The 26,160-nt window shown below is 62.0% G+C and carries 26 protein-coding genes; 13 read left to right on the top strand and 13 right to left on the bottom strand.

The window, feature by feature from the left end:
- Positions 1-173: 173 nt before the first annotated feature.
- Positions 174-701: an inorganic diphosphatase gene (gene ppa / locus RCH10_RS16350; RefSeq protein WP_187051704.1), complete on the top strand. Its 528-nt coding sequence runs from the start codon at positions 174-176 to the stop codon at positions 699-701.
- 28 nt (positions 702-729) lie between these two features.
- On the opposite strand, the gene RCH10_RS16345 is transcribed toward ppa, so the two are convergent.
- The 3 genes from RCH10_RS16345 to RCH10_RS16335 all read right to left on the bottom strand — a co-directional run bounded on the left by RCH10_RS16345 (position 730) and on the right by RCH10_RS16335 (position 3,490).
- The gene (locus tag RCH10_RS16345; RefSeq protein WP_323500610.1) at positions 730-1,113 is read right to left on the bottom strand and encodes an FHA domain-containing protein; all 384 of its coding nucleotides are present in this window, start codon (positions 1,111-1,113) and stop codon (positions 730-732) included.
- A 154-nt stretch (positions 1,114-1,267) separates the two neighbouring features.
- Positions 1,268-2,449, bottom strand: coding sequence for a GNAT family N-acetyltransferase (locus tag RCH10_RS16340; protein WP_409053192.1), 1,182 nt, complete (start codon positions 2,447-2,449; stop codon positions 1,268-1,270).
- Between the two features lie 135 nt (positions 2,450-2,584).
- A complete protein-coding gene (locus RCH10_RS16335) occupies positions 2,585-3,490 on the bottom strand; it encodes a DMT family transporter (RefSeq protein ID WP_409053191.1) in 906 nt (301 codons plus the stop codon).
- 188 nt (positions 3,491-3,678) lie between these two features.
- Between RCH10_RS16335 and RCH10_RS16330 the strand changes: the two genes are divergently transcribed.
- Positions 3,679-4,017: a P-II family nitrogen regulator gene (locus tag RCH10_RS16330; protein WP_187051708.1), complete on the top strand. Its 339-nt coding sequence runs from the start codon at positions 3,679-3,681 to the stop codon at positions 4,015-4,017.
- A gap of 25 nt (positions 4,018-4,042) precedes the next feature.
- Here the strand turns inward: RCH10_RS16330 and RCH10_RS16325 are convergent, their stop codons facing one another.
- The 6 genes from RCH10_RS16325 to RCH10_RS16300 form a co-directional block, all read right to left on the bottom strand.
- On the bottom strand, positions 4,043-4,633 hold the full coding sequence (locus RCH10_RS16325) for a TIGR00730 family Rossman fold protein (protein WP_409053190.1): 591 nt from the start codon (positions 4,631-4,633) through the stop codon (positions 4,043-4,045).
- Between the two features lie 44 nt (positions 4,634-4,677).
- Positions 4,678-5,076 (bottom strand): diacylglycerol kinase, encoded by a 399-nt coding sequence (locus RCH10_RS16320; RefSeq protein WP_323500606.1) that lies wholly within the window; start codon positions 5,074-5,076, stop codon positions 4,678-4,680.
- Positions 5,077-5,149: 73 nt separating this feature from the next.
- Complete coding sequence (locus RCH10_RS16315; RefSeq protein WP_409053189.1) at positions 5,150-5,728, bottom strand: RDD family protein; 579 nt, start codon at positions 5,726-5,728, stop codon at positions 5,150-5,152.
- A complete protein-coding gene (locus RCH10_RS16310; protein WP_409053188.1) occupies positions 5,728-6,426 on the bottom strand; it encodes a DUF3106 domain-containing protein in 699 nt (232 codons plus the stop codon). The genes RCH10_RS16315 and RCH10_RS16310 overlap by 1 nt, the downstream gene beginning before the upstream one ends.
- A gap of 141 nt (positions 6,427-6,567) precedes the next feature.
- The gene (locus RCH10_RS16305) at positions 6,568-7,008 is read right to left on the bottom strand and encodes a DUF3619 family protein (protein WP_409053187.1); all 441 of its coding nucleotides are present in this window, start codon (positions 7,006-7,008) and stop codon (positions 6,568-6,570) included.
- Positions 7,005-7,571 carry an RNA polymerase sigma factor gene (locus tag RCH10_RS16300; protein ID WP_323497755.1) on the bottom strand — a complete coding sequence of 189 codons (567 nt, stop codon included), beginning with the start codon at positions 7,569-7,571 and terminating at the stop codon, positions 7,005-7,007. The genes RCH10_RS16305 and RCH10_RS16300 overlap by 4 nt, the downstream gene beginning before the upstream one ends.
- 250 nt (positions 7,572-7,821) lie before the next feature.
- Between RCH10_RS16300 and RCH10_RS16295 the strand changes: the two genes are divergently transcribed.
- The 7 genes from RCH10_RS16295 (at position 7,822) to RCH10_RS16265 (ending at position 16,956) form a co-directional block, all read left to right on the top strand.
- A complete protein-coding gene (locus tag RCH10_RS16295; protein ID WP_409053186.1) occupies positions 7,822-9,606 on the top strand; it encodes an acetolactate synthase 3 catalytic subunit in 1,785 nt (594 codons plus the stop codon).
- Between the two features lie 105 nt (positions 9,607-9,711).
- Positions 9,712-10,203 (top strand): acetolactate synthase small subunit, encoded by a 492-nt coding sequence (ilvN, locus tag RCH10_RS16290; protein WP_187051715.1) that lies wholly within the window; start codon positions 9,712-9,714, stop codon positions 10,201-10,203.
- Between the two features lie 57 nt (positions 10,204-10,260).
- Positions 10,261-11,277, top strand: a complete 1,017-nt coding sequence (ilvC, locus tag RCH10_RS16285; RefSeq protein WP_187051716.1) for a ketol-acid reductoisomerase — start codon at positions 10,261-10,263, stop codon at positions 11,275-11,277.
- Between the two features lie 84 nt (positions 11,278-11,361).
- Positions 11,362-12,186, top strand: coding sequence for a CDP-diacylglycerol--serine O-phosphatidyltransferase (gene pssA, locus RCH10_RS16280; protein WP_409053185.1), 825 nt, complete (start codon positions 11,362-11,364; stop codon positions 12,184-12,186).
- 182 nt (positions 12,187-12,368) lie between these two features.
- A complete protein-coding gene (gene leuA / locus RCH10_RS16275; protein WP_409053184.1) occupies positions 12,369-14,072 on the top strand; it encodes a 2-isopropylmalate synthase in 1,704 nt (567 codons plus the stop codon).
- An 11-nt stretch (positions 14,073-14,083) separates the two neighbouring features.
- Entirely contained in the window at positions 14,084-15,622 is a 1,539-nt protein-coding gene (locus tag RCH10_RS16270; protein ID WP_409053183.1) for a 2-isopropylmalate synthase, read from the top strand.
- A gap of 116 nt (positions 15,623-15,738) precedes the next feature.
- Positions 15,739-16,956: a serine hydrolase gene (locus tag RCH10_RS16265; protein ID WP_409053182.1), complete on the top strand. Its 1,218-nt coding sequence runs from the start codon at positions 15,739-15,741 to the stop codon at positions 16,954-16,956.
- 76 nt (positions 16,957-17,032) lie between these two features.
- Here the strand turns inward: RCH10_RS16265 and RCH10_RS16260 are convergent, their stop codons facing one another.
- Genes RCH10_RS16260 through aat form a run of 3 tightly spaced genes read right to left on the bottom strand, consistent with a single transcriptional unit; the run spans position 17,033 to position 19,368 of the window.
- Positions 17,033-17,830 (bottom strand): IclR family transcriptional regulator, encoded by a 798-nt coding sequence (locus RCH10_RS16260; protein WP_409053181.1) that lies wholly within the window; start codon positions 17,828-17,830, stop codon positions 17,033-17,035.
- 30 nt (positions 17,831-17,860) lie between these two features.
- Positions 17,861-18,610, bottom strand: a complete 750-nt coding sequence (locus tag RCH10_RS16255; RefSeq protein ID WP_323497750.1) for an arginyltransferase — start codon at positions 18,608-18,610, stop codon at positions 17,861-17,863.
- The gene (aat, locus tag RCH10_RS16250; RefSeq protein ID WP_323500598.1) at positions 18,607-19,368 is read right to left on the bottom strand and encodes a leucyl/phenylalanyl-tRNA--protein transferase; all 762 of its coding nucleotides are present in this window, start codon (positions 19,366-19,368) and stop codon (positions 18,607-18,609) included. Before aat ends, RCH10_RS16255 begins: the two co-directional genes overlap by 4 nt.
- Positions 19,369-19,523: 155 nt before the next feature.
- On the opposite strand from aat, the gene RCH10_RS16245 reads away from it, so the two are divergent.
- Positions 19,524-21,893 (top strand): xanthine dehydrogenase family protein molybdopterin-binding subunit, encoded by a 2,370-nt coding sequence (locus tag RCH10_RS16245; RefSeq protein ID WP_409053180.1) that lies wholly within the window; start codon positions 19,524-19,526, stop codon positions 21,891-21,893.
- A gap of 58 nt (positions 21,894-21,951) precedes the next feature.
- Here RCH10_RS16245 and pobA read toward each other — a convergent pair whose 3' ends face one another.
- Positions 21,952-23,133, bottom strand: coding sequence for a 4-hydroxybenzoate 3-monooxygenase (gene pobA / locus RCH10_RS16240; RefSeq protein ID WP_409053179.1), 1,182 nt, complete (start codon positions 23,131-23,133; stop codon positions 21,952-21,954).
- Positions 23,134-23,274: 141 nt separating this feature from the next.
- On the opposite strand from pobA, the gene RCH10_RS16235 reads away from it, so the two are divergent.
- From RCH10_RS16235 to RCH10_RS16225, 3 genes are read left to right on the top strand one after another with little or no spacing between them, the layout of a single operon-like run.
- A complete protein-coding gene (locus RCH10_RS16235) occupies positions 23,275-24,045 on the top strand; it encodes an IclR family transcriptional regulator C-terminal domain-containing protein (RefSeq protein WP_187051726.1) in 771 nt (256 codons plus the stop codon).
- A gap of 47 nt (positions 24,046-24,092) precedes the next feature.
- Positions 24,093-24,752, top strand: a complete 660-nt coding sequence (locus tag RCH10_RS16230; protein ID WP_409053178.1) for a response regulator — start codon at positions 24,093-24,095, stop codon at positions 24,750-24,752.
- 13 nt (positions 24,753-24,765) lie between these two features.
- The gene (locus tag RCH10_RS16225) at positions 24,766-26,115 is read left to right on the top strand and encodes an ATP-binding protein (protein ID WP_409053177.1); all 1,350 of its coding nucleotides are present in this window, start codon (positions 24,766-24,768) and stop codon (positions 26,113-26,115) included.
- Positions 26,116-26,160 lie beyond the last annotated feature (45 nt).

Raw genomic sequence — 26,160 nt, 5'->3', positions numbered from 1 at the left:
TTTCCGTCGCGTTGCTTCCTCGAAGCTGCTGCACCTTGGGTGCGGAGCCGATTGGCCAACGGGTGCAATTTACAGGCAAAAGTCACGGTTCGTGTGAGCGGACCGTGACACGATCAGTAAACTTCGGGTTTGTCCGCATCTTTCGCAATCCTCTCAACCACACGAACAACGACATGTCCTTCGACAAAGTTTCCCCTGGCAAGAACATCCCCGATTCATTCAATGTGGTGATCGAGATCCCCATGAATTCCGACCCGATCAAGTACGAGGTCGACAAGGAGTCGGGCGCGCTGTTCGTGGACCGCTTCATGACGACGGCCATGTACTACCCCGCCAACTACGGCTACGTGCCGCAGACCTTGAGCGGCGATGGCGACCCGGTCGACGTGCTGGTGATCGCGCCGTATCCGCTGCTACCGGGCGTCGTGGTGCCGTGCCGCCCCCTGGGCATTCTCTTGATGGAAGACGAGGCTGGAGTCGATGGCAAGGTGCTCGCCGTGCCGACCACCAAGGTACTGCCGATCTACAGCCACTGGAACTCGATCGACGATGTGAACCCGATGCGCTTGAAGGCCATCAGTCACTTCTTCGAGCATTACAAAGATCTCGAAGAAGGCAAGTGGGTCAAGGTGCTGGGATGGGAGGGCATCGACGCCGCCCGGAAGGAAGTCATGGACGGCATCGCCGCATACACGAAGTAAGGCTCGGGTAGCCCTGCGCGGAGGGAACTCAGTCCTTCGGCATGAGTTTGACCAGCTCTTCATCAGGGAGCTTGCCGGCCGCTGTCACCAGACGCAGCGCCTCGGCATCGCTCATGGCGTCACCGCCGCTCGACAGAAACCGGATGACGCAAGCGCCGACCTTGATTTCGTCGCCATTGCCAAGCGCGCAGCTTTCGACGCGTTGGCCATTCACATAAGTGCCGTTGGTGCCGCCCAGATCGCGAATCTGGATCGCGTCTCCAGCCTGTTCCATCACGGCATGGGCGCGGCTGACTTGCGGATTGTCCAGCACCAGGTCGCAACTGGGCGCGCGTCCAATCAGATACGGGAGCTTGAACAACGCCACCTGCCTGGGCGTGGCTGTCTGTTGAAGAACGATGAGTCGAGCCATTTGAATATTCTCCCGCGAGCCAACCTGTGCCGAATGGCCCCAGGCCGTGTGCCGATCGGCGGCGCGCTAGAGCGGGCTACCGGGGGCGTCAGCCGGCAGTATGTATAGCCTTTGTGGCGATTCGCACATATCAGGCCCAAAGCTCGGGATTAAGTCACGAAGCCTTGAAAGGACTGCGTTCGTCGAGGTGATCCATGTAGTTTTCGATGCCTGCGCCCTCGCGTTCCAGAAAGCGTTCGACGGCATCGGCGAACGAGGGATGCGCAAGCCAGTGAGCGCTCGTCGTCTTGACCGGCATCAGCGCGCGCGCCATCTTGTGTTCGCCCTGGGCGCCGCCCTCGAAACGCGATACGCCGTTGTCGATGCACCACTGCAAGGGCTGGTAGTAGCAGGCGTCGAAATGGAGGCAGTCGACACGTTCGAGCGCCCCCCAGTAGCGGCCGTACGCCGCGAGCGGCGCACCGATGCCGGCTACACCGTTCTCAACGGCCGCAGAAAGTGCAATCAGGCTGGTGGCGATCGGCTTGCCCGCGCGTTCAGCTACGAAAAGCAGCCACGCCTCTGGCAGAGTGTCGGCCATGCGATGGAAGAAGTCGCGGGTGAGGTAGGGCGCGTTGCCGTGTTCCCGATAAGTGCGCGCATAGCAGCGATAGAAAAAATCCCAGTCGGCGGTGGAAATATCGGCGCCGCGAGACCAGCGAAAGCTGACCTCCGCATCGGCCACCTTGCGGCGCTCCTGTCGGATCTTCTTGCGTTTGTCGTGCGACAGGCTGGCCAGAAACGCGTCGAAATTCGGATAGCCGGGTTCGGTGTTTGTCCAATGAAATTGAATGGTGTGGCGCAGCATGAGTCCGGCTTCGGCGCAGGCGGCAATGTCTTCGTCGGCACCGAAAAGGAGATGCAGCGACGAAAGTTCTTCCTGCTTGCACCACTGAACCAACCCTTGAACCAGCAAGGTGCGGCTCTTCGCATCGCGCGCCAGCAGTCGCGCGCCGGGTACCGGCGTAAAGGGCACTGCAACGAGCGCTTTCGGGTAGTACTTGAGTCCGTGCTGCTCATAGGCGTTTGCCCATGCCCAGTCGAATACGTACTCGCCGTACGAATGGTCCTTGACGTAGACCGGGCAAGCACCTTCGAGCCGTTTGCCGCGCCGCAGCGTGACGAAAGCTGCCGTCCAGCCGCTCTCCGGCGTAGCGCTCTTGCTCTCATGCAAGGCAGCGAGATATTCGTGTCGCATAAAGGGCGACGGATTCGGCTGCAATGCGAGCAGGTCGTTCCACGCCTTCGCGTCGATTTCCGCGGGAGATGAATGGATGTGAAGGACGAGATCGGTCAAAGCATGTTCAAAGAAGCGGATTCGGATGGCGGCGACATGGCAGTTTAGGAAGGAATGCGAGACCTCGTGCGGCGACAGTCATCCTTGCACGATGGACGTCGTTCCCGACGCACAGCCGGCACCTTCAGCGCGCCGTCAGCGGCGGGTTCCGAGGTACTCCGCAACACCGATGCCACCCAGAACCAGTGCCAACGCCACCGCGTGAAACAGCGACAGCGACTCGTGCAACACAAGCACGGCGAGCAGCGGCCCGAAGATCGGAACCAGATTGAGGAAAACGCCGGCGCGGGCAGCACCGATGAGCTCTACCGAACGTATGAAGGTGAGCTGCGAGATGAACGATGGCAACAGCCCGACAAACAGTGCGAGCGCCATGCCTTTTGCCGTCGGCATGAAGAAGTGGCCGGTCGCGACTTCGACGACCAGCAGCGGAAGTGAAGTCAGGAACGCCACGGCGGCCAGCGCGGCAAAGAACACGATGCCCGGCGCTGCCGGCCGGCCCCGCAGCGCGAGTGTGTAAGCGGCGTACATCAGGCAGGCGATGACCATGGCGATATCGCCGCGGTTGAAAGCCAGTTGCGCCAGCGCGGCGAAGTCTCCCTGCGATGCCACCACCGCGATGCCGGCAATCGTCAGCGCCACCCCGCACAGCTGCAGCCCGCGGATGCGCGTTCGAAAAATGAAAAAGCTACCGACGAGCACCAACACCGGGATCGTGCCCTGAATGATCGCGATATTGATGGCCGTGGTGTGGTGCGCCGCCGTGTAGAACAGCGCGTTGAAGCCGGTGAACCCGAAGGCGCCCATCAGCACGATGCGCCGCCATGCCGGCACCAGCACGCGCCAATGTTGCGCGATCTGCCGGTGCGCGGTGAGGCCCAGCGCGATGCAACTTACTATCCAGCGCGAACCGGTCATCATCATTGGAGAAATTTCGCCGACGGCCAGCCGCGCAGCAACCGCGTTGGCCCCCCAGATCAAGGTAGTGAAGACCAGCAACAGGTACGCCTGATGCCCGAACCAGCGAAACAAGCGAAACATCGAAAAAGTGGATGTCGAAGCGTCGGCGTGCATTGCCACGAGGCTACCAGCGAGCTTCGGCTCTTCTGGCACGCTCCATGCGAGACGCCAAGGCATTCCTCCGTATAGGGGGCGCTCATCGCAGCATCGGGCAAGGATTGGCGTTACCCTACCGCCAGCACACTCAACGAAATCGCCGGAAGACCACCATGAAGCAGATCACCGCTATCGTCAAACCGTTCAAGCTTGAGGATGTGCGCGAGGCACTCGCCGAGGTGGGCGTGACCGGGCTCACCGTCACGGAAGTTAAAGGCTTCGGCCGACAGAAGGGCCACACAGAGTTGTACCGCGGCGCTGAATACGTGGTCGACTTCCTGCCGAAGATGAAAGTCGAGGTCGTGGTGAACACGGCCGACGTCGATCGCTGCGTCGAGGCGATCGTGAACGCCGCCCGCACCGGAAAAATCGGGGACGGCAAGATTTTCGTCACCAGCGTCGAGCGCATCGTCCGCATCCGCACCGGTGAAGAGAACGAAAGCGCTATCTAGTCACCATTTGGCTCGCTAGGGCTCGCTAGACATTTTTTGCGAGCAGCCCTGATTGCCCCTGACCACCGCGGTGGTCCAGCAACCAGTTGAGCAGAGCTTCCGGCTCGCTCAGGGTGTGCATCAGATCCATCTGCCACTCGCCCATGAAGCCAGCGCGCACGCTGTGTGCCAGGAAGCCTAGAAGTCCGTCGTAGTAGCCCTCGACGTTGAGGATGCCGACAGGCTTGTCGTGGTAGCCCAGTTGGCGCCAGGTCCAGATCTCGAATAGCTCTTCAAAGGTACCGATGCCGCCCGGCAGCGCCACGAACGCATCGGCGCGCTCGCCCATCATGGCCTTGCGCTCATGCATGGTGTCTACGATGTGCAGTTCGTCGCAGAGCGTGTTGGCCAGCTCCCTGTCGACCAGGGCTTTGGGAATGATGCCGATCACCCGCCCCCCCGCCGCCCGCGTGGCCTCGGCCACCGTGCCCATCAGGCCGGTGCGGCCTCCGCCATAAACGAGTTGACCACCACGCTGGCCGATCCAATGGCCGACCGCAGTCGCAGCTGCCGCAAATTGGGGTTGCTCGCCAGGGCGCGAGCCGCAATACACACACATCGAGAATTCTGGAGTCATCCCCCGATCATGCCAACGCGAAACGGCGGCGGGCCAGAACTTTGTCAGCCCACGAAACGTTGCCAGAGCGCGGCCGCCCAGATGCCGCCGCAAATCAGCAAGGAAAGCAGCACTGCCGCACTGCCCATGTCCTTGGCGCGCTTCGACAGATCGTGCCACTCCGGACCAATGCGATCGATGGCAGCCTCGACGGCTGTGTTGAGCAACTCCACGATCATCACCAGCACGACGCTGCACGCAAGCAGCGCTGTTTCGACCCAGCTTCGGCCGAGCCAGAAAGAAGCCGGCAGCAGCACGATGGAAATCAGCGCCTCTTGCCGGAAGGCCGGCTCGCTCCAACCCGCGCGCAGGCCTTGCAGGGAAATGAGGGTGGCGTGAAAAACACGCTCCAGGCCCTTGCGGGCTTTTTGCGGATTAACGGCGGGATCGGGGAGGGCACTCATGGTGTGTTTCGTGGCAGCTTAACCGCGGCCGACGCGCAGTCTGCGTACGGCTTGCGTACAGCTTGGATACGGTTTAGCGACGGCTCATGGGCCGCGACGAAATCAGCCGCGTGCCGGCCCAGGCGTCGTGCCAGAACTGGTGCTGCGGTTGAAAACGCGACAAGAGCGCCCAGATCAGCACCCAGCCAGAAATCAGCAGCGCCGATTCGCCTCCGGAGAGCTTGAAAGGTGCAATCGCGGCGAGCGGAGGCAGAAACCAGATCCAGCCCAACAGGTAACGAATCAACGCGCGACGCTGGGTAACAGGTCGCCCACTGGCGTCGACGATACGGATGCCCCAGGTTTTCATCGCGAGGGTCTGGCCGTGAATCCAGAACCAGACGAAGTACACGCCGAACACGACGAACAGAAAGGCTTGAAGCAAATGACGGCGTTCGTCCATCGCGTCGCGCATTTGGCCCAAGGTGCTGAACAGCCAACCTGCCACGAAGACGACTGCGAACATCAGCATGCCTTCGTACAGCCAGCAGGCCATTCGGCGCCACAGGCCGGGCGCTGTCAAAAGCGCTGCTGCTTCTACGGCGCCGCAGGGCGTTTCGGAAAGACTGGCTTCAGGTTTTGCGGGATCGGACGAACGCATCGACGGCGACATCAGGGTGTCGTCGATGGCTGGGCGGAGGCACGCTCGATCGGCGCCGTAGGAACGAGTACCTGCGCTTCAGCAGGTATCGGAGCGCCCGACACAGGAGCCGCCAAGAAAGGGGTCGCGGGCAACGAGCGCGATGCGCGAACGGACATTGCTGTCGGCTCGCTGGGCGGTGCCAGCTGAATGCGCGGCAAGCGGTCGCCCACCGGCACCGGCACGGGCGCGAACTTTTGAGCCGACACGGGCTTGGCAGGTATCGCTGCACCGCGAGCTGGCTTGACCGCCGCTTTTTCGGCAAGCTCACGCTTTTGCTCGTCGCTCAGTGCTTGGTAGGCCTCCCACTTCGCTTTGCGCTCGTCCGCCGGAATCTGCTTTACCTCGGCGAAATTCAACCGTGCCTGCACCCGTTGCTGCTGGCTCAACGTGGCCCAACCGGACATGCGGCTGTGCATGACGGTTTGCTCTTCGGGCGTCATCTTCGGGTAGTTACGGGTAATCGCCAGCCACTTACGCTTATGTCCGAGCGACAGCCTGTCCCAGTGCTCGGCCAGAGGTTGCAGCGCCAGTTGCTGTGACAGGTTCAGCTCGCTCCACAGCGGCTTGGTAACCAACGCCGTCTTGGGTGCGATAGCAGCCGCCGAGGCCGGGGCACCTGCTTTGGCCCCCTTGGCGTCGAGCGGCAATTGGGCGTTTGCGCTGGACACTGCACAAATTGCAATTGCGGCCGTGGCCATCCGCAGCAGCGTGCCAGCCCAGGCGACCACCATCCGCCGCGACGGGCGGGTGGCAAGCGCCGAAGCGCAAAAATCAAAACTGAACGCAGAGCGGAGCGGCATTCGACAGGATCAACGGACGGTGGCGTCGTCAGTTTTCAAGAACTGCGCGAAACCAGGGTCGGTGTAGGCAGCGGGCGGCAAATCGCCGGTGAGCAAGGCCGAATCGACTTCGGCAAGGTCGTTGGCTCGGTCGTCGTCCTGCATCACGCTGATCGTGATAAGCCCGGCAGCCAAAGCGATGAGCGGAACCACCGAGCCGATTCGGGTCCACCAACGCCCGCCAAGGCCCAGTGTGGCGGAGCGGCCGTTCGAAACCACCACCGGCGCCGTATGCAACTGCGGCGCCACTTTGCGCCGACTGACTGCCTGCTGCCGCGCCACACGCAGTCGCTCGCCGATGTCGTGCGGCAACTGCTCGCTGCCCGACGCCAGGCGCGCCGCCACGCGGCGGCCGAACTGGGCTTCTAAGACGTCCGAAGGCGTGGAGAACGATTGGGTCGAGTTGGTCATAGCGAAATTCCCTTGGCCGTCAGCGCTTTGCTCAGGGCGTGGACGGCACGCGAACAATGAGTTTTGACGCTGCCTTCGGAGCAGCCCATTGCTGCAGCCGTTTCAGCAACATCCATTTCTTCCCAGTAACGCATCAGAAAGGCCTCGCGTTGACGCCCGGGCAGCTTGGCGATCTCTTCTTCGATGTCGTGGAACACCTGGGCGCGTCGCGTGGTGTCTTCGGCGCTCTCGGTTTCTCTGGAGTCGGTGGGCGCCACGAAGTTCTCGAGCAGGTCGAATTCTCCATCGTCGTCCGGAGCTTCGAAGTCGCTGAGATTGGAAAAAAGTGCGCGTCGGGTTTTTTGACGGCGGAACCAATCGAGCGTGCAGTTCGACAGAATCCGCTGAAATAGCATCGGAAGCTCGTTCGGCGGCTTGTCCGCGTAGTGCTCCGCCAGCTTCATCATGCTGTCCTGCACGATGTCGAGCGCAGCTTCCTCGTCACGGACGTGATAGATCGAGCGTTTGAAAGCGCGTCGTTCAACACCTTTGAGGAAATCGGAAAGTTCTTTTTCGGTGGCCAAGCGGGGTCCGGCGCGAAGTGCGCCTCGTGGGATGTCTGTATCTGGACGAGTTGTGTTTTTACCGCCGCGGATTATGCATCGCGCGGCCGATGTCATAATCTGTCCTGCAAGTCAAAAGGCAAACGGGTCTTTGTCCGGCGGAGCATCAATCCGCTCATGGCAACCGGCCTCAAGTCCTGGCGCGGCCTCACAAGGGTTGGCAAGGGGCACCCAAGGTTTTTCGTTCCCGAAAAAACTCCAAAGGTTCATCATGGAAATCTCGAAAGCGGAACTCGCTTCCGCAGCAGCCGCATCCTCCGGGATGGGCAATCAATCCCAAGAGCTCATGGGCGCAGAAGTGCTCATCAAGTCGCTGCAGGCCGAAGGTGTCAAGTACATCTGGGGCTACCCCGGCGGCGCGGTGCTGTACATCTACGACGCGCTCTACAAGCAAGACACCATGCAGCACGTGCTCGTGCGCCACGAGCAGGCGGCGGTGCACGCAGCGGATGGCTATGCGCGCGCGACGGGTGAAGTCGGCGTGGCGTTGGTTACTTCGGGCCCGGGGCTGACAAATGCGGTCACGGGCATTGCAACGGCGTACATGGACTCGATCCCGATGGTGATCATCTCGGGTCAGGTGCCGACCGCGGCCATCGGGCTCGACGCATTCCAGGAATGCGATACCGTCGGCATCACACGACCCATCGTTAAGCACAACTTTCTCGTCAAGGATCCAAAGGATCTTGCGATGACGATCAAGAAGGCATTCCACATCGCGCGCACCGGCCGACCCGGGCCGGTGGTGGTCGACGTGCCGAAAGACGTGTCTTTCAAGAAGGTGCCTTACACCGGTCATCCCGACAAGGTCGAGATGCGCTCATACAACCCTGTGCGCAAAGGCCACGGCGGACAAATCCGCAAGGCGCTACAGCTGCTGCTGACGGCGAAGCGGCCGTATATCTACACGGGCGGCGGCGTACTGTTGAGCAATGCCGCCAACGAGTTGCGCACGTTGGTCGACATGCTCGGCTATCCGGTCACCAACACGTTGATGGGCCTGGGCGCCTATCCCGCGAGCGACCCCAAGTTCCTCGGCATGCTGGGCATGCACGGCACGATCGAAGCCAACAACGCGATGCAGAACTGCGACGTGCTGCTCGCAGTCGGCGCGCGCTTCGACGATCGCGTGATCGGCAATCCGAAGCACTTCGCGCAAAACGAACGCAAGATCATTCATATCGACATCGATCCTTCGAGTATCTCGAAACGGGTGAAGGTCGACATCCCGATCGTCGGCGACGTCAAAGACGTGCTGACAGAACTGATCACGATGATCAAGGAGTCATCGACCAAACCGGACGCTGGTGCCCTGTCCGATTGGTGGAAGACCATCGAGACGTGGCGCGCCAAGGACTGCCTGAAGTACGACCGGGGCAACGGCGATGTCATCAAGCCGCAATACGTGGTCGAGACGCTGTGGAATATGACCAAGGATGCGGACTGCTACATCACGTCCGACGTGGGCCAACACCAGATGTGGGCCGCGCAGTACTACCGCTTCGACGAGCCGCGGCGCTGGATCAACTCTGGTGGGCTCGGCACGATGGGCGTCGGGATTCCGTACGCGATGGGCATCAAGCTCGCCAAGCCCGATGCGGAGGTGTTCACTATCACTGGCGAAGGCTCGGTCCAGATGTGCATCCAGGAGCTCTCTACCTGTTTGCAGTACAACACCCCGATCAAGATCTGTTCGCTGAACAACCGCTACCTTGGCATGGTCCGTCAGTGGCAAGAGATCGAATACTCCGGCCGTTACAGCCACAGCTACATGGACGCGCTGCCCAATTTCGTGAAACTGGCTGAGGCCTATGGGCACGTCGGCATGCTGATCGAGCGGCCCCAAGACGTCGAGCCGGCGCTGCGTGAAGCGCGCAAGCTCAAGGACCGCACCGTGTTCATGGATTTCCGTACCGACCCGACCGAAAACGTGTTTCCGATGGTCAAGGCCGGCGCAGGCATCACTGAGATGCTGTTGGGTTCCGAAGATCTCTGATCGTCGGAATGTTCTCTTAACTTTTCTCGAGACGAATCTATTGGCTGCCAAGCCGCGTGGTTACCGCTACGCGGGGAGGGCACCGAAAAGAGGAGTCTTTCGCTTATGAAACACATCATTGCCGTGCTGCTCGAAAACGAGCCCGGCGCACTCTCTCGGGTGGTCGGCTTGTTCTCCGCCCGCGGCTACAACATCGAATCGCTGACGGTCGCCCCGACCGAAGACGCCAGCCTGTCGCGCATGACCATCGTCACCGCAGGCTCCGACGACGTCATCGAGCAGATTACCAAGCACCTGAACCGGCTCATCGAAGTCGTCAAAGTGGTCGACCTGACCGAAGGCTCGTACACCGAGCGCGAACTGATGATGGTCAAGGTCCGCGCGGTCGGCAAGGAACGCGAAGAGATGATGCGGATGGCCGAGATCTTTCGCGGTCGCATCATCGACGTCACCGACAAGAGCTACACGATCGAACTGACCGGCGACCATTCGAAAAACGACGCGTTTCTCGAAGCGCTGGACCGCAGCGCCATTCTCGAAACCGTGCGAACCGGCGCCAGCGGCATCGGTCGCGGCGAGCGCATCCTGCGCGTCTAAAGCACGCCACCCGTTCATTCCCCATCCCACACTACATTTCAACGAAGGAGCAACGACATGAAGGTTTACTACGACAAAGACGCCGATCTCAGCCTCATCAAGGGCAAGACGGTCGCAATCATTGGCTACGGCTCGCAAGGCCATGCGCATGCGCAAAACTTGAACGACAGCGGCGTCAAAGTCGTCGTCGGCCTGCGAAAGGGCGGCGCCTCGTGGGACAAGGTCGGCAAGGCTGGGCTCAAGGTTGCTGAAGTGGCGGATGCGGTGAAGTCAGCCGACGTGGTCATGATCCTGCTGCCCGATGAGCAGATCGCCAACGTCTACAAGAACGACGTCGCCCCGCACATCAAGGAAGGCGCTTCGCTCGTCTTTGCTCACGGCTTCAACGTGCACTACGGCTTTGTTCAGCCACGCGCCGATCTCGACGTCTGGATGGTCGCCCCGAAGGCGCCGGGCCACACGGTTCGCAGCACCTACACGCAAGGCGGCGGCGTACCCCACCTTGTGGCCGTGCACCAAGACAAGACCGGCAAGGCGCGTGACCTCGCGTTGAGCTACGCCACGGCCAACGGCGGGGGCAAGGCCGGCATCATCGAAACCAACTTTCGCGAAGAAACCGAAACCGACTTGTTCGGCGAGCAGGCTGTTTTGTGCGGAGGCACGGTCGAACTGATCAAGGCTGGGTTCGAAGTGTTGGTCGAGGCCGGCTACGCGCCGGAAATGGCGTATTTCGAATGCCTGCATGAGCTCAAGCTCATCGTCGATCTGATCTATGAAGGCGGCATCGCCAACATGAACTACTCGATCTCGAACAACGCCGAATACGGCGAGTACGTGACCGGCCCGCGCATCATCAACGACGAGTCGAAGAATGTCATGCGGCAGGTGCTGAAGGACATCCAGACCGGCGAATATGCCAAGAGCTTCGTGCTCGAAGCCGCCGCTGGCCAGCCCACGCTGATCAGCCGCCGCCGTTTGAATGCCGAGCATCAGATCGAAGTCGTCGGCGAGAAGCTGCGTGCGATGATGCCGTGGATCAAAAAGAACAAGCTCGTGGACCAAACGCGCAACTGATCGCTGTCCCTCGCACTGTAAGGGCCACCGTGCGCGGTGGCCCTTTTTCATTGACTACACTGCGCTCCTCCAAAGGCCCACTCCATGCATGACGACACGCTCCCTGACGAGGTGCAGCCGCGCAAGCGGCGTAAGGGCATCTACATCCTGCCCAACCTGTTCACGTTGGCAGCGCTGTTCGGCGGCTTCTATTCGATCGTGATGGCCATGAACGGCCGCTTCGACCTGGCCGCGCTCGGCGTTTTCGCCGCGATGATCCTCGACAGCCTCGACGGTCGCGTCGCGCGCATGACCAACACGCAAAGCGCGTTCGGCGAGCAGATGGATTCGCTGTCCGACATGGTGTCTTTCGGCGCTGCGCCTGCGTTGATCGCATATGAGTGGTCGCTGAAAGGTCTGGGCCGTTGGGGCTGGATCGCAGCCTTTGTATATTGCGCTTGCGCTGCGTTGCGACTGGCTCGCTTCAACGTCAACACGGGCGTGGTCGACAAGCGCTGGTTTCAGGGCTTGCCCTCACCCGCGGCCGCGGCACTGGTAATGGGCTTCATCTGGCTCATGACCGAGTCGGGCAAACGCGGTGGCGAGGTGTTGTATCTGTCCTGGGCACAGATCACCTGGATCACGTTCGGTTTCACGCTCTACGCGGGACTCACGATGGTGACCAATGCACCGTTCTACAGTTTCAAGGACTTCAGAAAGGCCCGCAGCGTTCCGTTCGCAGCGATTGTTCTGATCGCGCTGGGCATCGCGGTCATCAACATTGATCCGCCGACGGTCCTGTTCAGCCTTTTCGTTATTTACGGACTCAGCGGCTACGTGGTCTATGCCTGGCGCAAGGCCAAAGGGCAGCCAGTAAGCGTCATCAGCATGTCCACGGACGAACCCGACGAAGTCGGGCTCCACAAGTAAAACGGCCTGTGCTACATTCGCAGCCTTCATGAACAAGATTTCGCTGGCCCTACTAATGATCCCCTTCGGGCGGAGACGGTAGCGCACGCGCTAGTCCCTCACCACGGCCCGTTCGCACCAGCAACGGGCCGTTTTGCTTTTGGGGTTGCTGGTGACACCCCAACCATCACAGAGAAATCGATATGTTGAAGCAACCTCAAGCCAAGTACCGCGCTTTTGCACCGATCGGCCTCAAGGACCGCACCTGGCCCGACGCCGTGCTGACCAAAGCCCCGATCTGGCTGTCGACCGATCTGCGCGATGGCAACCAGGCGTTGGTCGAGCCAATGGATATTGCGCGCAAGACGCGGATGTTCGAGACGCTCGTGGCCATCGGTTTCAAGGAAATCGAAGTCGGATTTCCTTCGGCGTCACAAGTCGAGTTCGACTTCGTGCGCAAACTGATCGATGAAGATCGCATTCCCGATGACGTGACGATCCAGGTGCTTACGCAGGCGCGTGACCACCTCATCACCCGCACCTTCGAAGCGCTGCAGGGTGCGCCGCGGGCCATCGTGCACCTGTACAACGCGGTGGCGCCGATCATGCGGCGCGTTGTGCTCGGCATGGACGAGGACCAGATCGTCGAACTCGCAACGACGCACGCGCGCATGTTCAACGATTGCGCTGCCAAGCAGCCGGAAACGCAGTGGGCCTTTCAGTACTCGCCAGAGATGTTCTCGGGAACCGATCTCGCTTTCTCGAAGCGTGTGGTCGATGCGGTGACCGAGGTTTGGCAGCCGACCGCCGAGCACAAGTGCATCGTCAATTTGCCTTCGACGGTCGAGCATTCGACGCCCAACATCTTCGCCGACATGATCGAGTGGATGCACCGCAACCTCGAGCGACGCGAAGCGATGGTGCTGTCGGTGCACCCGCACAACGACCGCGGCACCGGCACGGCTGCTGGCGAGTTCGCGTTGATGGCGGGTGCCGATCGCCTCGAAGGATGCCTTTTCGGCAACGGTGAGCGAACCGGCAACCTCGACTTGGTCAACGTCGCGCTCAACCTCTACACGCAGGGCGTGTCTCCCGGACTCGATTTCTCGAATATCGACGAGATCCGTGCGACCGTGGAGCAGTGCAATCAGTTGCCAGTGCACCCGCGCCATCCGTATGTCGGCGACCTGGTCTACACGTCGTTTTCCGGCTCGCATCAGGATGCGATCAAGAAAGCCTTTTCGGCACGCAAGGAAGGTGACATTTGGGATATGCCCTATCTTCCGATCGATCCCAAAGATGTGGGACGCAGCTACGAAGCCGTCATTCGCGTTAACAGCCAGTCCGGCAAGGGCGGCATGGCGTACCTGCTCGAAAGCGAATACGGCCTAGAAATGCCGCGTCGCCTTCAGATGGAATTCATGCAGACGGTGCAAAAGGAGATGGACATCGCCGGCAAGGAACTCTCCGCCGCCGATCTCTACGCCATGTTCGAGCGCGAGTACGGATTGAAGGCGGCGCACGCGTTGCAGCACCGGGTGCTCGAGGAGCAGGGCGAGGGCGCCAATGCTCTGGTGGTGTTGCGCGGCGACCTGCCATGGCAAGGCGAAAGTCGACCCGTCGAAGGACGCGGCAACGGTCCGATCGATGCCTTCATCCATGCGCTGACCGATGCCACCGGGCACACAGTGCGCGTCCTCGACTACCACCAGCACGCCATAGGCGCTGGTGCGGATGCGCAGGCCGTCGCTTACCTCGAACTCCGTGTCGACGAATCTCAGACCCTGTTCGGCGTGGGCATTGATGCCGACATCATTTCGGCGTCGCTCAAGGCTATCGTTTCGGGGCTGGAGCGCGCCAGGGCGCAAGGCGCCCGCAGCGCACAATCGCTCGCCGAACCCGCCTGAGGAGACACACGATGACCGACCAGCTGATCATTTTCGACACCACATTGCGCGATGGCGAACAGTCGCCGGGAGCGTCGATGACACGCGACGAGAAGCTGCGCATCGCCAAGCAACTGGAGCGCTTGAAGGTCGATGTGATCGAGGCCGGTTTTCCTGCCAGCTCCAATGGCGACTTCGAGGCCGTGAAGGCGATCGCCAATGCGATCAAGGACTCGACCATCTGTGGCCTGTCGCGCGCCAATGACCGTGACATCTCACGCGCGGCCGAGGCACTGAAGGGCGCGGCCAACGGGCGCATCCACACTTTCATTGCCACGTCGCCGCTGCATATGGAGAAGAAGCTGCGCATGTCGGCGGACGAGGTGTTCGAGCAGGCCAAACTAGCGGTGCGCTTCGCCCGCAATCTGGTCGCTGATGTCGAGTTCAGCCCGGAAGACGGCTATCGCAGCGACATGGACTTTTTGTGCCGAGTGATCGAGGCAGTGATCCACGAAGGCGCCACCACCATCAACGTGCCTGACACCGTGGGCTATGCGATCCCCGAGCTGTACGGCACCTTCATCAAGACACTGCGCGAGCGCGTGCCGAACAGCGACAAGGCCGTATGGTCGGTACATTGCCACAACGACCTCGGCATGGCGGTCGCGAACTCGCTGGCCGGCGTGAAGATCGGCGGCGCGCGACAGGTCGAATGCACGATCAACGGCCTGGGCGAGCGTGCGGGCAACTGTTCGCTCGAAGAGATCGTCATGGCAGTCAAGACGCGCCGCGACTACTTCGGGCTCGATATGAACATCGATGCAAAACACATCCTGGCAGCGAGTCGCATGGTCAGCCAGACCACCGGATTCGTGGTGCAGCCCAACAAGGCGGTCGTTGGTGCTAATGCCTTTGCGCATGCCTCTGGCATTCATCAGGACGGCGTGCTGAAGGCGCGCGACACCTATGAAATCATGAGGGCCGAAGATGTGGGCTGGGCCGCCAACAAGATCGTGCTGGGCAAACTGAGCGGCCGCAACGCGTTCAAGCAGCGGTTGATCGAACTTGGCGTCACGATGGAGAGCGAGGCCGAGATCAACGCCGCGTTCTCGCGCTTCAAAGAGCTGGCAGACCGAAAAAGCGAAATATTTGATGAAGACATCCTCGCGCTCGTCAGCGCGGAGGAGGTGTCAAACGTTGGTGACAAGTTTGCATTTGTATCGTTGGTGCAGCAAAGCGAGACAGGCGAGCGGCCCCATGCCCGAATCGTGTTCACGGTGCAAGGCAAGGAAGTTGTCGGTGTTTCCGAGGGAAATGGCCCGGTCGATGCTTCATTGAAGGCGATCGAAGAACATGTGAAAAGCGGGGCCGAAATGGTCCTTTATTCGGTGAACGCCATCAGTGGTTCCACCGAAAGTCAGGGTGAAGTGACAGTTCGGCTTCAAAATGCCGGCCGGGTCGTCAACGGTGTGGGTGCAGACCCCGACATCGTGGTGGCGTCGGCCAAGGCTTATTTGAGTGCCCTCAATAAGTTACAGAGCCAAGCTGAGAGAGTAGCGGCGCAAGGTTGAGTTTTCGGGCGATCCTTTATTTCGATTCAAGAAGGGGACGCAAGTAACTGATATTGCGTGTCTTTTTTGATTTGGATACACTGCGGTCACATTCGCAACCGCTGGAGAGTTTTTTAATGCCCGAAGCCCGTCGTCATCGAGTTTCCAGCCAGCGGTTTCTACCCGCGTTCCGACTCGTCGCCGTTACCCTCATCGCCGTGTACAGCACGGCGTTTTTGTTGCCTGAAGCGCAAGCCGCCAGGAAGCACGAGGCACCGGTTGCCAAGAAGAGCCAGGCTGCTGGCGACAGCCGTGCCAAGGGTGCGAAGAGCGTTGCGCAGGCACCCCATGCTGCAACCGCTAAACGCGGTGCCAAGACCGAGAAGGTCGTACGCGCCGACAACGCAGACCGTGTGGTCCGCGGCGGCCGCAACGTGGTGGCAACCATTCGGCAACGCGGTGGCAAGACCGTCGTCGCCGTGCAGCGCCGTTCCATCGTTCGCGTCGCAGAGGCGCCGCCCCGCTTGTCCTTCGGTCAGATGGCCGGCCTCAACCACACCGAAGACGCGCTTGACCTGAAGTCGAACGCCGCGCTGGTGATCGATCAGGACACGCGCGAAGTGCTGTTCAGCAAGAACGACCACGCCATCCTGCCGATCGCTTCACTCACCAAGCTCATGACCGGTCTGGTCATGAGCGAAGCCCGCCTGCCGAACGAAGAACTGATCACCATCGTCCAGGACGATGTCGACACTGAAAAGCACAGCAGCTCGCGATTGATGGTCGGCACCACGCTGTCGCGCGGCGAACTGTTGCACCTCGCACTCATGTCGAGCGAGAACCGCGCGGCACATGCGTTGGCCCGCACCTATCCAGGAGGCACCGCCACCTTTGTCAGCGTGATGAACGCCAAGGCGCGCCTGCTGGGCATGAAGGACACGCGTTACGTCGAGCCGACCGGTCTGTCGTTCAACAACCAGTCCAGCGCGCAAGATCTGGCCTTGCTGGTCAATGCGGCTTCTGCCGATGCCACGGTGCGTCAACTCTCTACTTCGCCTAACTACCAGGTCGAGGTGGGCAACCGCCTGCTGCAGTTCAACACGACCAACCGTCTGGTGAAGAACCCTGACTGGGACATCGGTGTGCAAAAGACCGGTTTCATCAACGAAGCGGGTCAATGCCTGGTGATGCAGACCAAAATCGCCGGCCGTAAGCTCATCATGGTGTTCCTGGATTCGGCCGGCAAACTGAGCCGCATTGGCGATGCCGAGCGTGTGCGCCGCTGGGTCGAAGCAACACATTTGATGTCGCCGGCAGCACGTCAGAGCGTTGCGACGGCTGACATCGCAGGCTGAGTCGATCTCGCTCTGCGCTCTCAATCGGCGCGCTGCTTAGGTGCCGATATGGCGCGACGGTGCTGTCAGTGACCCTTCATGCGGTCGAGACAGCGCCGTTTTCGTTGTAGCCCAACGCACCCGAGATTTCGTTGGCCGTGGCTTGCAGCTTCGGCAACCAGCCGTCGTCGAGCCGGTCGGCCGGTGCCGAGATCGACAAGCCAGCGATCAATTTGCCCTGGTCGTCGTAAATGCCAGCCGCCATGCAGCGCACGCCCAGCTCCAGCTCTTCGTTGTCCCGGGCAATGCCGTATTGCCGCGCTTTAGAGAGCTCGCGCTCTAGCGCCGGCAACTGCGTGATGCTGTTGCGTGTGTGGCCTGCGAGACCGGTGCGCGTCGCGTAGCTGCGAACCCGCTGCGGATCGTCGACCGCCAGAAACAGCTTGCCGGTCGATGTGAGGTGCAGCGGTGCACGGCCGCCGATGGCACGCACCACCTGCATGCCGGAGCGCTCGCTGTAGGCTCGTTCGATGTAGACGATTTCGTCCCCCTGGCGCATGCTGAGATTGACGGGTTGCTGTGTGAGCTTGTGCAGTTCGCGCATCGGCGTCAGCGCGGCATCGCGCACGTTGAGGCGACCTTTGACGAGGTTGCCCAGTTCGAGCAGCCGCATCCCCAGCCGGTAGCTGCCGGCCTCCGGCCGGTCGACGAAGCGACCTACTGCCAGGTCATTCAGGATGCGGTGGGTGGTCGAGGGGTGCAGGCCGGTCTTTTCGCTGATTTCCTTCAGCGACATCGCGTCCTCGCGGGACGCGAGAACGTCGATCAGCGAAAACATGCGCTCGATGACCTGGACGACAGGTGTGGCGGGACCGTCGGAGGGGGGTTTTCTCATGGCAGCAATCCGTGTTGACGGACGTCCATTTTACTTTGTGAAATCGCCGCCCGGCTGCCAACGACCTTCAATCAGCACTTCATGTGGCGCATAGCGCGCTTTGTAGTTCATTTTGGCGCTGCCCTCGATCCAATAGCCAAGGTACACGTGCGACAGCCCCAACCGCTTCGCCTGCTCGATCTGCCAGAGCACGCCGTAGTTGCCATAGGCTGCACCAGCGTCGGGTTCGTAGAAGGTGTAGACGGCAGAGATGCCATCGTTCAGCACGTCGAGGATCGACACCATCTTGAGCGCACCGGCACTGCCATCGGCCAACGTCTCCCGAAATTCGACGAGACGCGAATTCACGCGGCTTTGCAGCAGGAACTGCGTGTACTGGTCGATGCTGTCGTGGTCCATGCCGCCGCCGGAATGGCGACCGGTTTGATAACGCAGATAGAGTTGGTAATGCTCTGGCACGAAACACAGCTTGAGCACGCGCGCTTGCAGATTTTCGTGCTTCGCGCGAGCACGGCGTTGGCTGCGGCTCGGCTGAAACTCGTTGACTTGAACACGCAGCGGAATGCAGGCGCTGCAGCCGTCGCAGTAGGGCCGATAAGTGAACATGCCGCTGCGCCGGAAGCCGGTCAACACCAGCTCGGAGTAGGTGTCGTTGTGGATCAAATGACTCGGAGTAGCAACTTGCGAACGCGCTTGACGGTCCGGCAAATAGCTGCACGGATAGGGCGCAGTCGCATAGAACTGCAGCGTGTGGAGCGGTAGGTCCTTGAGATGCGTCACGTCGTCGAAAAATGTCGCGCTGAGAGGAGTTCATTCCAGTATACGGGCTCAAAATTCCACTGTGGCGCGCTTTGTCGATGGGCCTGAACGGCGTTTGCTACGTGCGACACGAAGCTGGCACGCGGCATCTCGCGCGCGCCCAAGCTGGTCAGATGCGCCGTGTTCTGCTGGCAGTCGATCATGGCAATACCGTGACGACGGCACAGGCACACGAGCGCCGACAGCGCGATCTTCGACGCATCGGGCTGCCGCGTGAACATCGACTCGCCGAACACCGCGCCGCCGATCGCCACGCAATACAAACCTCCGGCCAGCTCACCGTCGATCCACGTCTCGACGCTGTGCGCAAAACCTGCGCGATGCAAAGCGACATAGGCCTCGACCATTTCCGGAACGATCCAGGTGCCCGACTGTCCGGCACGCGGCGCCTTTGAGCACGCGGTGATCACGGCCTCGAAGTTCCGGTCGACGCGAATCTCGCAGCGTGCCGTCGCCGCGAATTGCGCCAGTGTTTTGCGCAACGACCGATGCAGTTTGAAGCGCGCCACTTCCAGCACCATGCGCGGATCCGGGCTCCACCACAAGATTGGCTGACCCTCGCTGAACCACGGGAAGATGCAGTGGCTGTAAGCCTGCAACAGCGACGGCACATCGAGTGCGCCGCCGGCGGCCAGCAGCCCGGGCACCGGGTCGGCCTCACCCCAAGCCGACGCCGGGTCGGGCAGCGGGTCGCCGGGTTCGAGCCATGGAACTTGCATGGCCCCAGGTATACACGGCTTCGCGATGTCCCTGCATACCCCGGCATTACATACCGTCAGCCTTGATTCGCCGAAGCTTCTATAGTGCGCAGGCGCGCGCGCCTAGCGCCCCGGTCAGCCCCCACACGACGAAATAAATCCCGCGAGGACTCATCTTGAATACTGAAGTTACTTCCGCCGCCTCCAGCCTACCCGCCCCGTCGGGTCCGCTTCGCTTCGGCAGTGGCCAGGCCGTACGCCGGCTCGAAGACGAAAGCCTGCTTGCAGGCACCGGCCGCTACACCGACGACGTTACGTTGCCCGGACAGGGCTACCTCGTGTTCTTGCGGTCACCGTATCCGCACGCGCTCATCAAGTCTGTCGACACCGCTGCAGCGAGCGCCATGCCGGGCGTGTTGCGCGTGATCACCGGCGCTGAAATGGCCGAAGCCGGCGTCAAGCCGATGGCTGGCGTGGCCGGTTTCAAGCGCGGCGATGGCAGCGATTGCGTATCGCCGCCACGCTACGCGCTGGCACACGAGCGCGCGCGCTTCGTCGGCGAGCCCGTGGTGGCGGTCGTCGCCGACAGCGTTCAGCAAGCTCGCGACGCAGCCGAAGCCGTGATGGTCGACTACGAAGACCTGCCGATGGTCGTCGACGTGCAAAGCGCAACAGCCGAAGGCGCGCCGCTGCTTGACGATGCCGCTACCGGCAACATCTCGGCCGAGATGCGGCACGGCAACGCAGAAGCGACGGTGGCAGCGTTCGCCAAGGCGAGCCATGTGGTTACGCTGGACATCGCCAACCAGCGTGTCGTGGCGCTGACCATCGAGCCGCGCTCGGTGCTTGCCGACTTCGATCCCGCGACAGACCGGACGACGATCCGCATGAGTACGCAGATGCCGTCAGGCGTGCGCGATACGGTGTGTGCATGCCTCGGACTCGCCAAAGAAAAAGTCCGCGTCGTGGTCGGCGATGTAGGCGGCGGATTCGGCATGAAGACCAGCGCGTACCCCGAAGACGTGGTCGTGGCCTACGCCTCGCGCGCAGTCAAACGCCCAGTGAAATGGGTGAGCGAACGCAGCGAGGAATTTCTCTCGTCCGCACATGGCCGGGACATCGAAACGCAAGCCGAACTCGCACTCGCAGCCGACGGCAAAATCCTCGGCCTGCGCATCAAGACGCTGGCCAACGTCGGCGCTTATGCCACCGGCACTGGCGTCGCCATCCAGTTGCTGATCGGCCCTTGGGTGCAGACCAGCGTGTACGACATCCAGACCATCGACTTCCACTTCAAGGCGGTGCTTACCAACACCGCACCGACCGGTGCCTACCGTGGCGCTGGCCGGCCCGAGGCGATCTTCACGATCGAGCGTCTGATGGACGAAGCCGCGCGCCAGACCGGTATCGACCGCGTTGCGCTTCGCCGTCGCAATTTCATCCATCCCGATCAGATGCCGTACAAGAATCCGATGGGGCAGACCTACGACACGGGGCAGTTCGAATCGGTGATGAACCAGGGCTTGGCACTGGCCGATTGGGACGGCTTCGAAGCCCGTGCTGCAGCCTCGGCGAAGGAAGGCAAGCAACGCGGCCTTGGCATCGCGACCTTTCTGGAATGGACCGGTGGCAACGTTTTCGAAGAGCGCGTGACGGTTTCGGTGCACGCAGACGGCGTAATCGAAGTGTTCTCCGCCGTCAATGCGATGGGGCAGGGCATCGCAACTTCTCTGGCGCAGTTGGCAGTCGACGCTTTCGGCGTGCCGATCGAGAAAGTGCGCATCGTGCTGGGCGACACCGATCGCGGCGATGGTTTCGGCAGCGCCGGCTCACGTTCGCTCTTTACCGGCGGCTCGGCTGTACGCGTCGGCGCCGAACGCACCATCGACAAGGCCCGTGATCTGGCTGCGAAAGAGTTCGAGGCCGCTGCCGCTGACGTGACTTACGCCAACGGCGTGTTCACCGTCGCTGGCACCGACCTCAAGCTAGACCTGTTCGCGCTGGCCGGCAAGCAACCCGAGCGCGAAATCTTCGTCGATTCGACCAGCGCCGTCGCTGGCCCGACATGGCCCAACGGCTGCCATATCTGCGAGATCGAGATCGATCCGCCGACCGGCGATGTCACCGTGGTCGCCTACAGCTCGGTCAACGATGTCGGCCGTGTCATCAACCCGATGATCGTGCGCGGCCAGCTCGATGGTGGCGCGGTGCAGGGCATAGGCCAGGCGCTTTATGAACAGGTGGTGTACGACCGAGAAACCGGGCAGCCGGTGACCGGCAGCCTGATGGACTATGTGGCACCGCGGGCCGATGTCATCGAGTCGATGTTCAAGATGGAAATGGATGAGTCGACGCCCTGCAAGAACAACCCGCTCGGGGTGAAGGGTGTGGGCGAGCTCGGCACCATTGGCGCGACGCCGGCAGTGGTCAATGCGGTGGCAGATGCGTTCGCGCGCAACGGGCTGGGCTCGAAGACGGCGCACCTGCAGATGCCGCTAAGTCCCTCGCGGGTGTGGCACGCGATGCAAGAAACCTCTACCGTCTGAAGGCTACGGCGCGGCCATCCTCGGCCGCATCATCGGCTACGGTAGTTGCGCCGGCCGCTCAGAACTCTTCGAGCGGCAAGCCCACGTAGTTTTCCGAAAGCGAGGTCGACGCCGCGTGCGAATGCACGAGGTAGTCGAGCTCCGCTTCCTGGATCTTCTGGCCGAACTCGCCCGTGTCGGGGAAACGATGCATGAGCGAGGTGAACCACCATGAGAAGCGCTCGGCCTTCCAGACGCGGCGCAGGCAGAGATCGGAGTACCGGTCCAGCCCCGATGCGCTCTTCTCGCCGTAAAAAATCTCGAGTGATCGCGCGAGGTAGCCGACATCGGCCGCCGCGAGGTTGAGCCCCTTGGCGCCGGTCGGCGGCACGATGTGCGCCGCATCGCCAGCCAGAAACAGCGAGCCGAATCGCATTGGCTCCGCCACGAAACTGCGCAGCGGTGCGATGCTCTTTTCGATCGACGGACCGGTGACCAGCCGCTCGCGAGCTTCTGGGTCGAGGCGAGATCGCAGCTCGTTCCAGAACGCTTCATCGCTCCAGTTCTCTACGCGCTCTTCGGTCGGCACCTGCACGTAGTAGCGGCTGCGGGTCGCGCTCCGCATACTGCACAGCGCAAAGCCGCGGGCGGTGTTGGCGTAGATGAGTTCGTGCGACACGGGAGGCACATCGGCCAGCACACCGAGCCAGCCGAAGGGGTAGACCTTTTCGTAGATGTGCAGCGCATCGACCGGCACGCTGGCACGGCTGACGCCGTGATAACCGTCGCAGCCGGCGATGAAGTCGCACTCGATCTCGTGCGTCTGCCCGTCTTTCTCGTAGCGGACGCGTGGGTGCGACGAGTCGAAATCGTGCAGGCTGACCGGCGATGCGCTGTAGATGGTCGTGAGCCCAGCGGCGCTGCGCGCCTCCATCAGGTCGAGTGTGACCTCGGTTTGGCCGTACACCGTAACCTGCTTACCATCCGTGAGGCCACGCATGTCTATGCGATGTCGCTCGCCTTTGAAGAGCAATTCGATGCCTCCGTGCGGCAGCCCTTCGGCGCGCGCCCGTGCGTCGACACCTGCCCGCGCCAGCAAGTCCATCGTGACCTGCTCGAGCACGCCGGCACGGATGCGGCCCCGCACATAGTCGCCGGTCTGGCGCTCGACGACGATGTTGTCGATGCCGGCTTTGTGCAGCAACTGGCCGAGCAGCAGGCCGGCCGGCCCCGCTCCGATGATGGCAACTTGGGTTCGCATGTCTGACTCCGTTCTGTCCGTCTTGGTTGCTTGCAGCGTAGGGCGAAGTGCTTGCTGCCAGGTGCCGACGACGCAAGCCTTGTGCGATCATGCGAACTGTTGCGCGATCATCGCGCAACAGTTCCAGCGCCATCACTCGCAATGACCATCGCCAAGCCCGACTTCATCGAAGGCATCGCCAAAGGCATGGCGGTGTTGGAGAGTTTCGACACTGAGCGCCAACGGCTCAACGCCACGCTTGCGGCCGAGCGCGCTGGCTTGACGCGCGCAGCCGCACGTCGTCATCTGCTGACGCTCGCGCACCTGGGCTACCTGGAAACCGATGGCAGTTACTTCTGGATGTCGCCGAAGGTGCTGCGCTTTTCCGGTAGCTATCTTGCTTCGTCGCGCCTGCCTCGTGCTTTGCAACCGACGCTCAACCGGCTCGCAGCGCAGACCGGCGAATCGTTTTCAGCGGTGGTGCTCGATGGCGAAGAGGTGGTCATCGTCGCGCGCAGCGGCAGTTATGGCATGCCGACGCGCGTGCTGGCGTACGGACTGCATCTTGGCGCGCGTTTGCCGGCGCACGCTACGTCGACCGGCCGCGTGCTGCTCGCCGCGCTGACGCCGGCGCAGCTCTCGCTCTGGCTGAAGGGCCGCACCTTGCCACGCCTCACGCCTCACACCGTCACGCAGGCGCGGCTGCTGCGCCAATGCATTACCGAGGCGCGCAAGCAGGACTGCAGTTTCGCAGGCGAAGAGCATGAATTGGGAGTGCAGGCACTGGCCGTGCCGCTGCGCAACATGCAGGGGCAGACAGTGGCGGCGCTGAACGTGGTCTTGTCGGGCGGACGGCACGATGCGGACGCGTTGCTGCGCCGGATGCTGCCTTTGTTGTTCGAGGCAGCACGCGAACTCAGGGCGCTGCTTTAAGGCGCGTTAAGCCCCATCGAAGTTCACCGGTTCAAAATCAGACCACCATGCGACTGCTCCTGCTCGAAGACGACGTGATGATCGGCGAGGCCGTGCTCGACCTGCTGCGTGCGGAGGACTATGCGGTCGACTGGGTGAAGGACGGCGAGGCAGCAGACTTTGCCTTGCGCTCTCAGCAATACGACCTGGTTCTGCTCGACCTCGGCGTGCCGAGGCGCGACGGTCTAGAGGTCCTGCGTAGCCTGCGCGCTCGCAAACAACGCATGCCGGTGCTGATCGCGACAGCGCGCGACTCCATTCAACAGCGCATAGAAGGCCTCGACGCCGGCGCCGACGATTACGTGATCAAACCCTACGATCTCGACGAGTTGCTCGCCCGCATTCGTGCGTTGCTGCGGCGTGCGTCGGGCCGCGCCGAGCCGGTGTACGAGCACATGGGCGTGAGCATCAACCCGGCCACTCGCGAGGTCACGGTGGGCGGCCAACCCGTCGTTCTGTCGGCGCGCGAGTGGTCAGTGCTGGAGCCGTTGCTGGCGCGGCCCGGCATGGTGCTGTCGCGCGCGCAGATCGAAGAAAAGCTCTACAGCTGGAAAGACGAAATCAGCAGCAACGCCATCGAGGTCTACGTGCACGGCCTGCGCAAGAAGCTCGGCGCCGACCTGATCCGCAACGTGCGTGGCGTTGGCTACATGGTGCCGAAGGCATGAGGGCGCCGAGAACATGACGGGCGCGATGACCGGCTCGCTGCGCGCGCGCCTCTTGTGGTTTTTGCTCGCGGCTATTGTCCTGGCAGCCGGCGTGCAGGCGCTGGTGGCGTACCGGACGGTGCTGAACGAAGCCGACGAAATTTTCGACTATCACATGCAGCAGATGGCGCTGTCGCTTCGCGCCGGTTTACCACCGAGTGCGGCAGTGGGCGGCATCGGCGCCGGCGAACAGAACTTCGAGTTCGTGGTGCAGGTCTGGACCACCGAGGGCGTGCGAATTTTCGAATCAGCGGAAGAGGCCGCGTTGCCGCAACTCGCGGTGCTCGGCTTTGCCGACGTGCGAGCGCGCGGCACGACTTACCGCGTGTTCTCGGTGCAGACCCACGGTCTCGTCATCCAGGTGGCGCAGGACCTCCGGGTGCGCAAGCGCATGGCGGGCGCGCTGGCGTTACGCACGATTGGGCCGATCGCGCTGATGGCACCGTTGTTGATGCTGGTCGTGTGGTGGGTGGTGAGCCGGTCTCTCGCGCCGGTGGCGCGTGTGCGTCGTCAGGTTGCCGCGCGCGAGGCCAACGAGCTGTCGCCGGTGAGCGAAGAAGGCTTGCCCGAGGAAGTGCGGCCGCTGGTGCACGAACTCAATCTGCTTTTCGATCGGGTGCGCCATGCATTCGAAGCACAGAAGCACTTCGTGGCCGACGCGGCGCACGAGTTGAGGTCGCCGCTGACCGCGCTCAAGTTGCAGGTGCAGAGCTTGCAGCGTGCACCTGACGAGGCGACACGCAACATCGCTATTGGAAGATTGGCAGCGGGCATCGATCGCGCGACGCGACTTGTCGAACAGATGCTGGCATTGGCGCGCCACGAGGCCAGCATGGCGGCAGGCGCAAAGCCCGAGCAAGTCGACCTCAACGAAGTCGCGCGGCTGGCTGTGTCCGACGCCATTGCCAACGCACAGGCCCGGCGTATAGACATCGGCGTCGCGCATGCCGATGCGAATGTGGCGGCAGTGGTTGTGCAAGGCCAGCCGGAGGCGCTGCGCATGATGCTGCGTAACCTGCTCGACAACGCCGTCAAGTACACGCCCGAAGGCGGCCGGGTCGACATCGGCATTGCGCAGCGCGATGCGGGTGTCGAGCTGAGCGTCGACGACAGCGGCCCCGGCCTGCCGGAGAGCGAACGAGGGCGCGTGCTCGACCGTTTCTATCGTTCTGGTGAACCACAGGCACCCGGCAGTGGACTGGGGCTGGCCATCGTCAAATCGATTGCCGACCTTCATGACGCCACGGTGTCGCTGGGCGCATCGCCGAGTCTCGGCGGTCTGCGCGTCTTGATCCGGTGGGAAGACAGGACCGGCAAGACCTGAGCTGCCTCGCGTTTAAGCAGCGCTTAAGTCAGCGCTGCGACATTC

The sequence above is a fragment of the Variovorax sp. GrIS 2.14 genome, from assembly GCF_046115955.1.
Classification (GTDB): domain Bacteria; phylum Pseudomonadota; class Gammaproteobacteria; order Burkholderiales; family Burkholderiaceae_C; genus Variovorax.
Note: the sequence above shows the minus strand (reverse complement) of the source record. Positions and strands in the feature narration are given on the sequence as shown.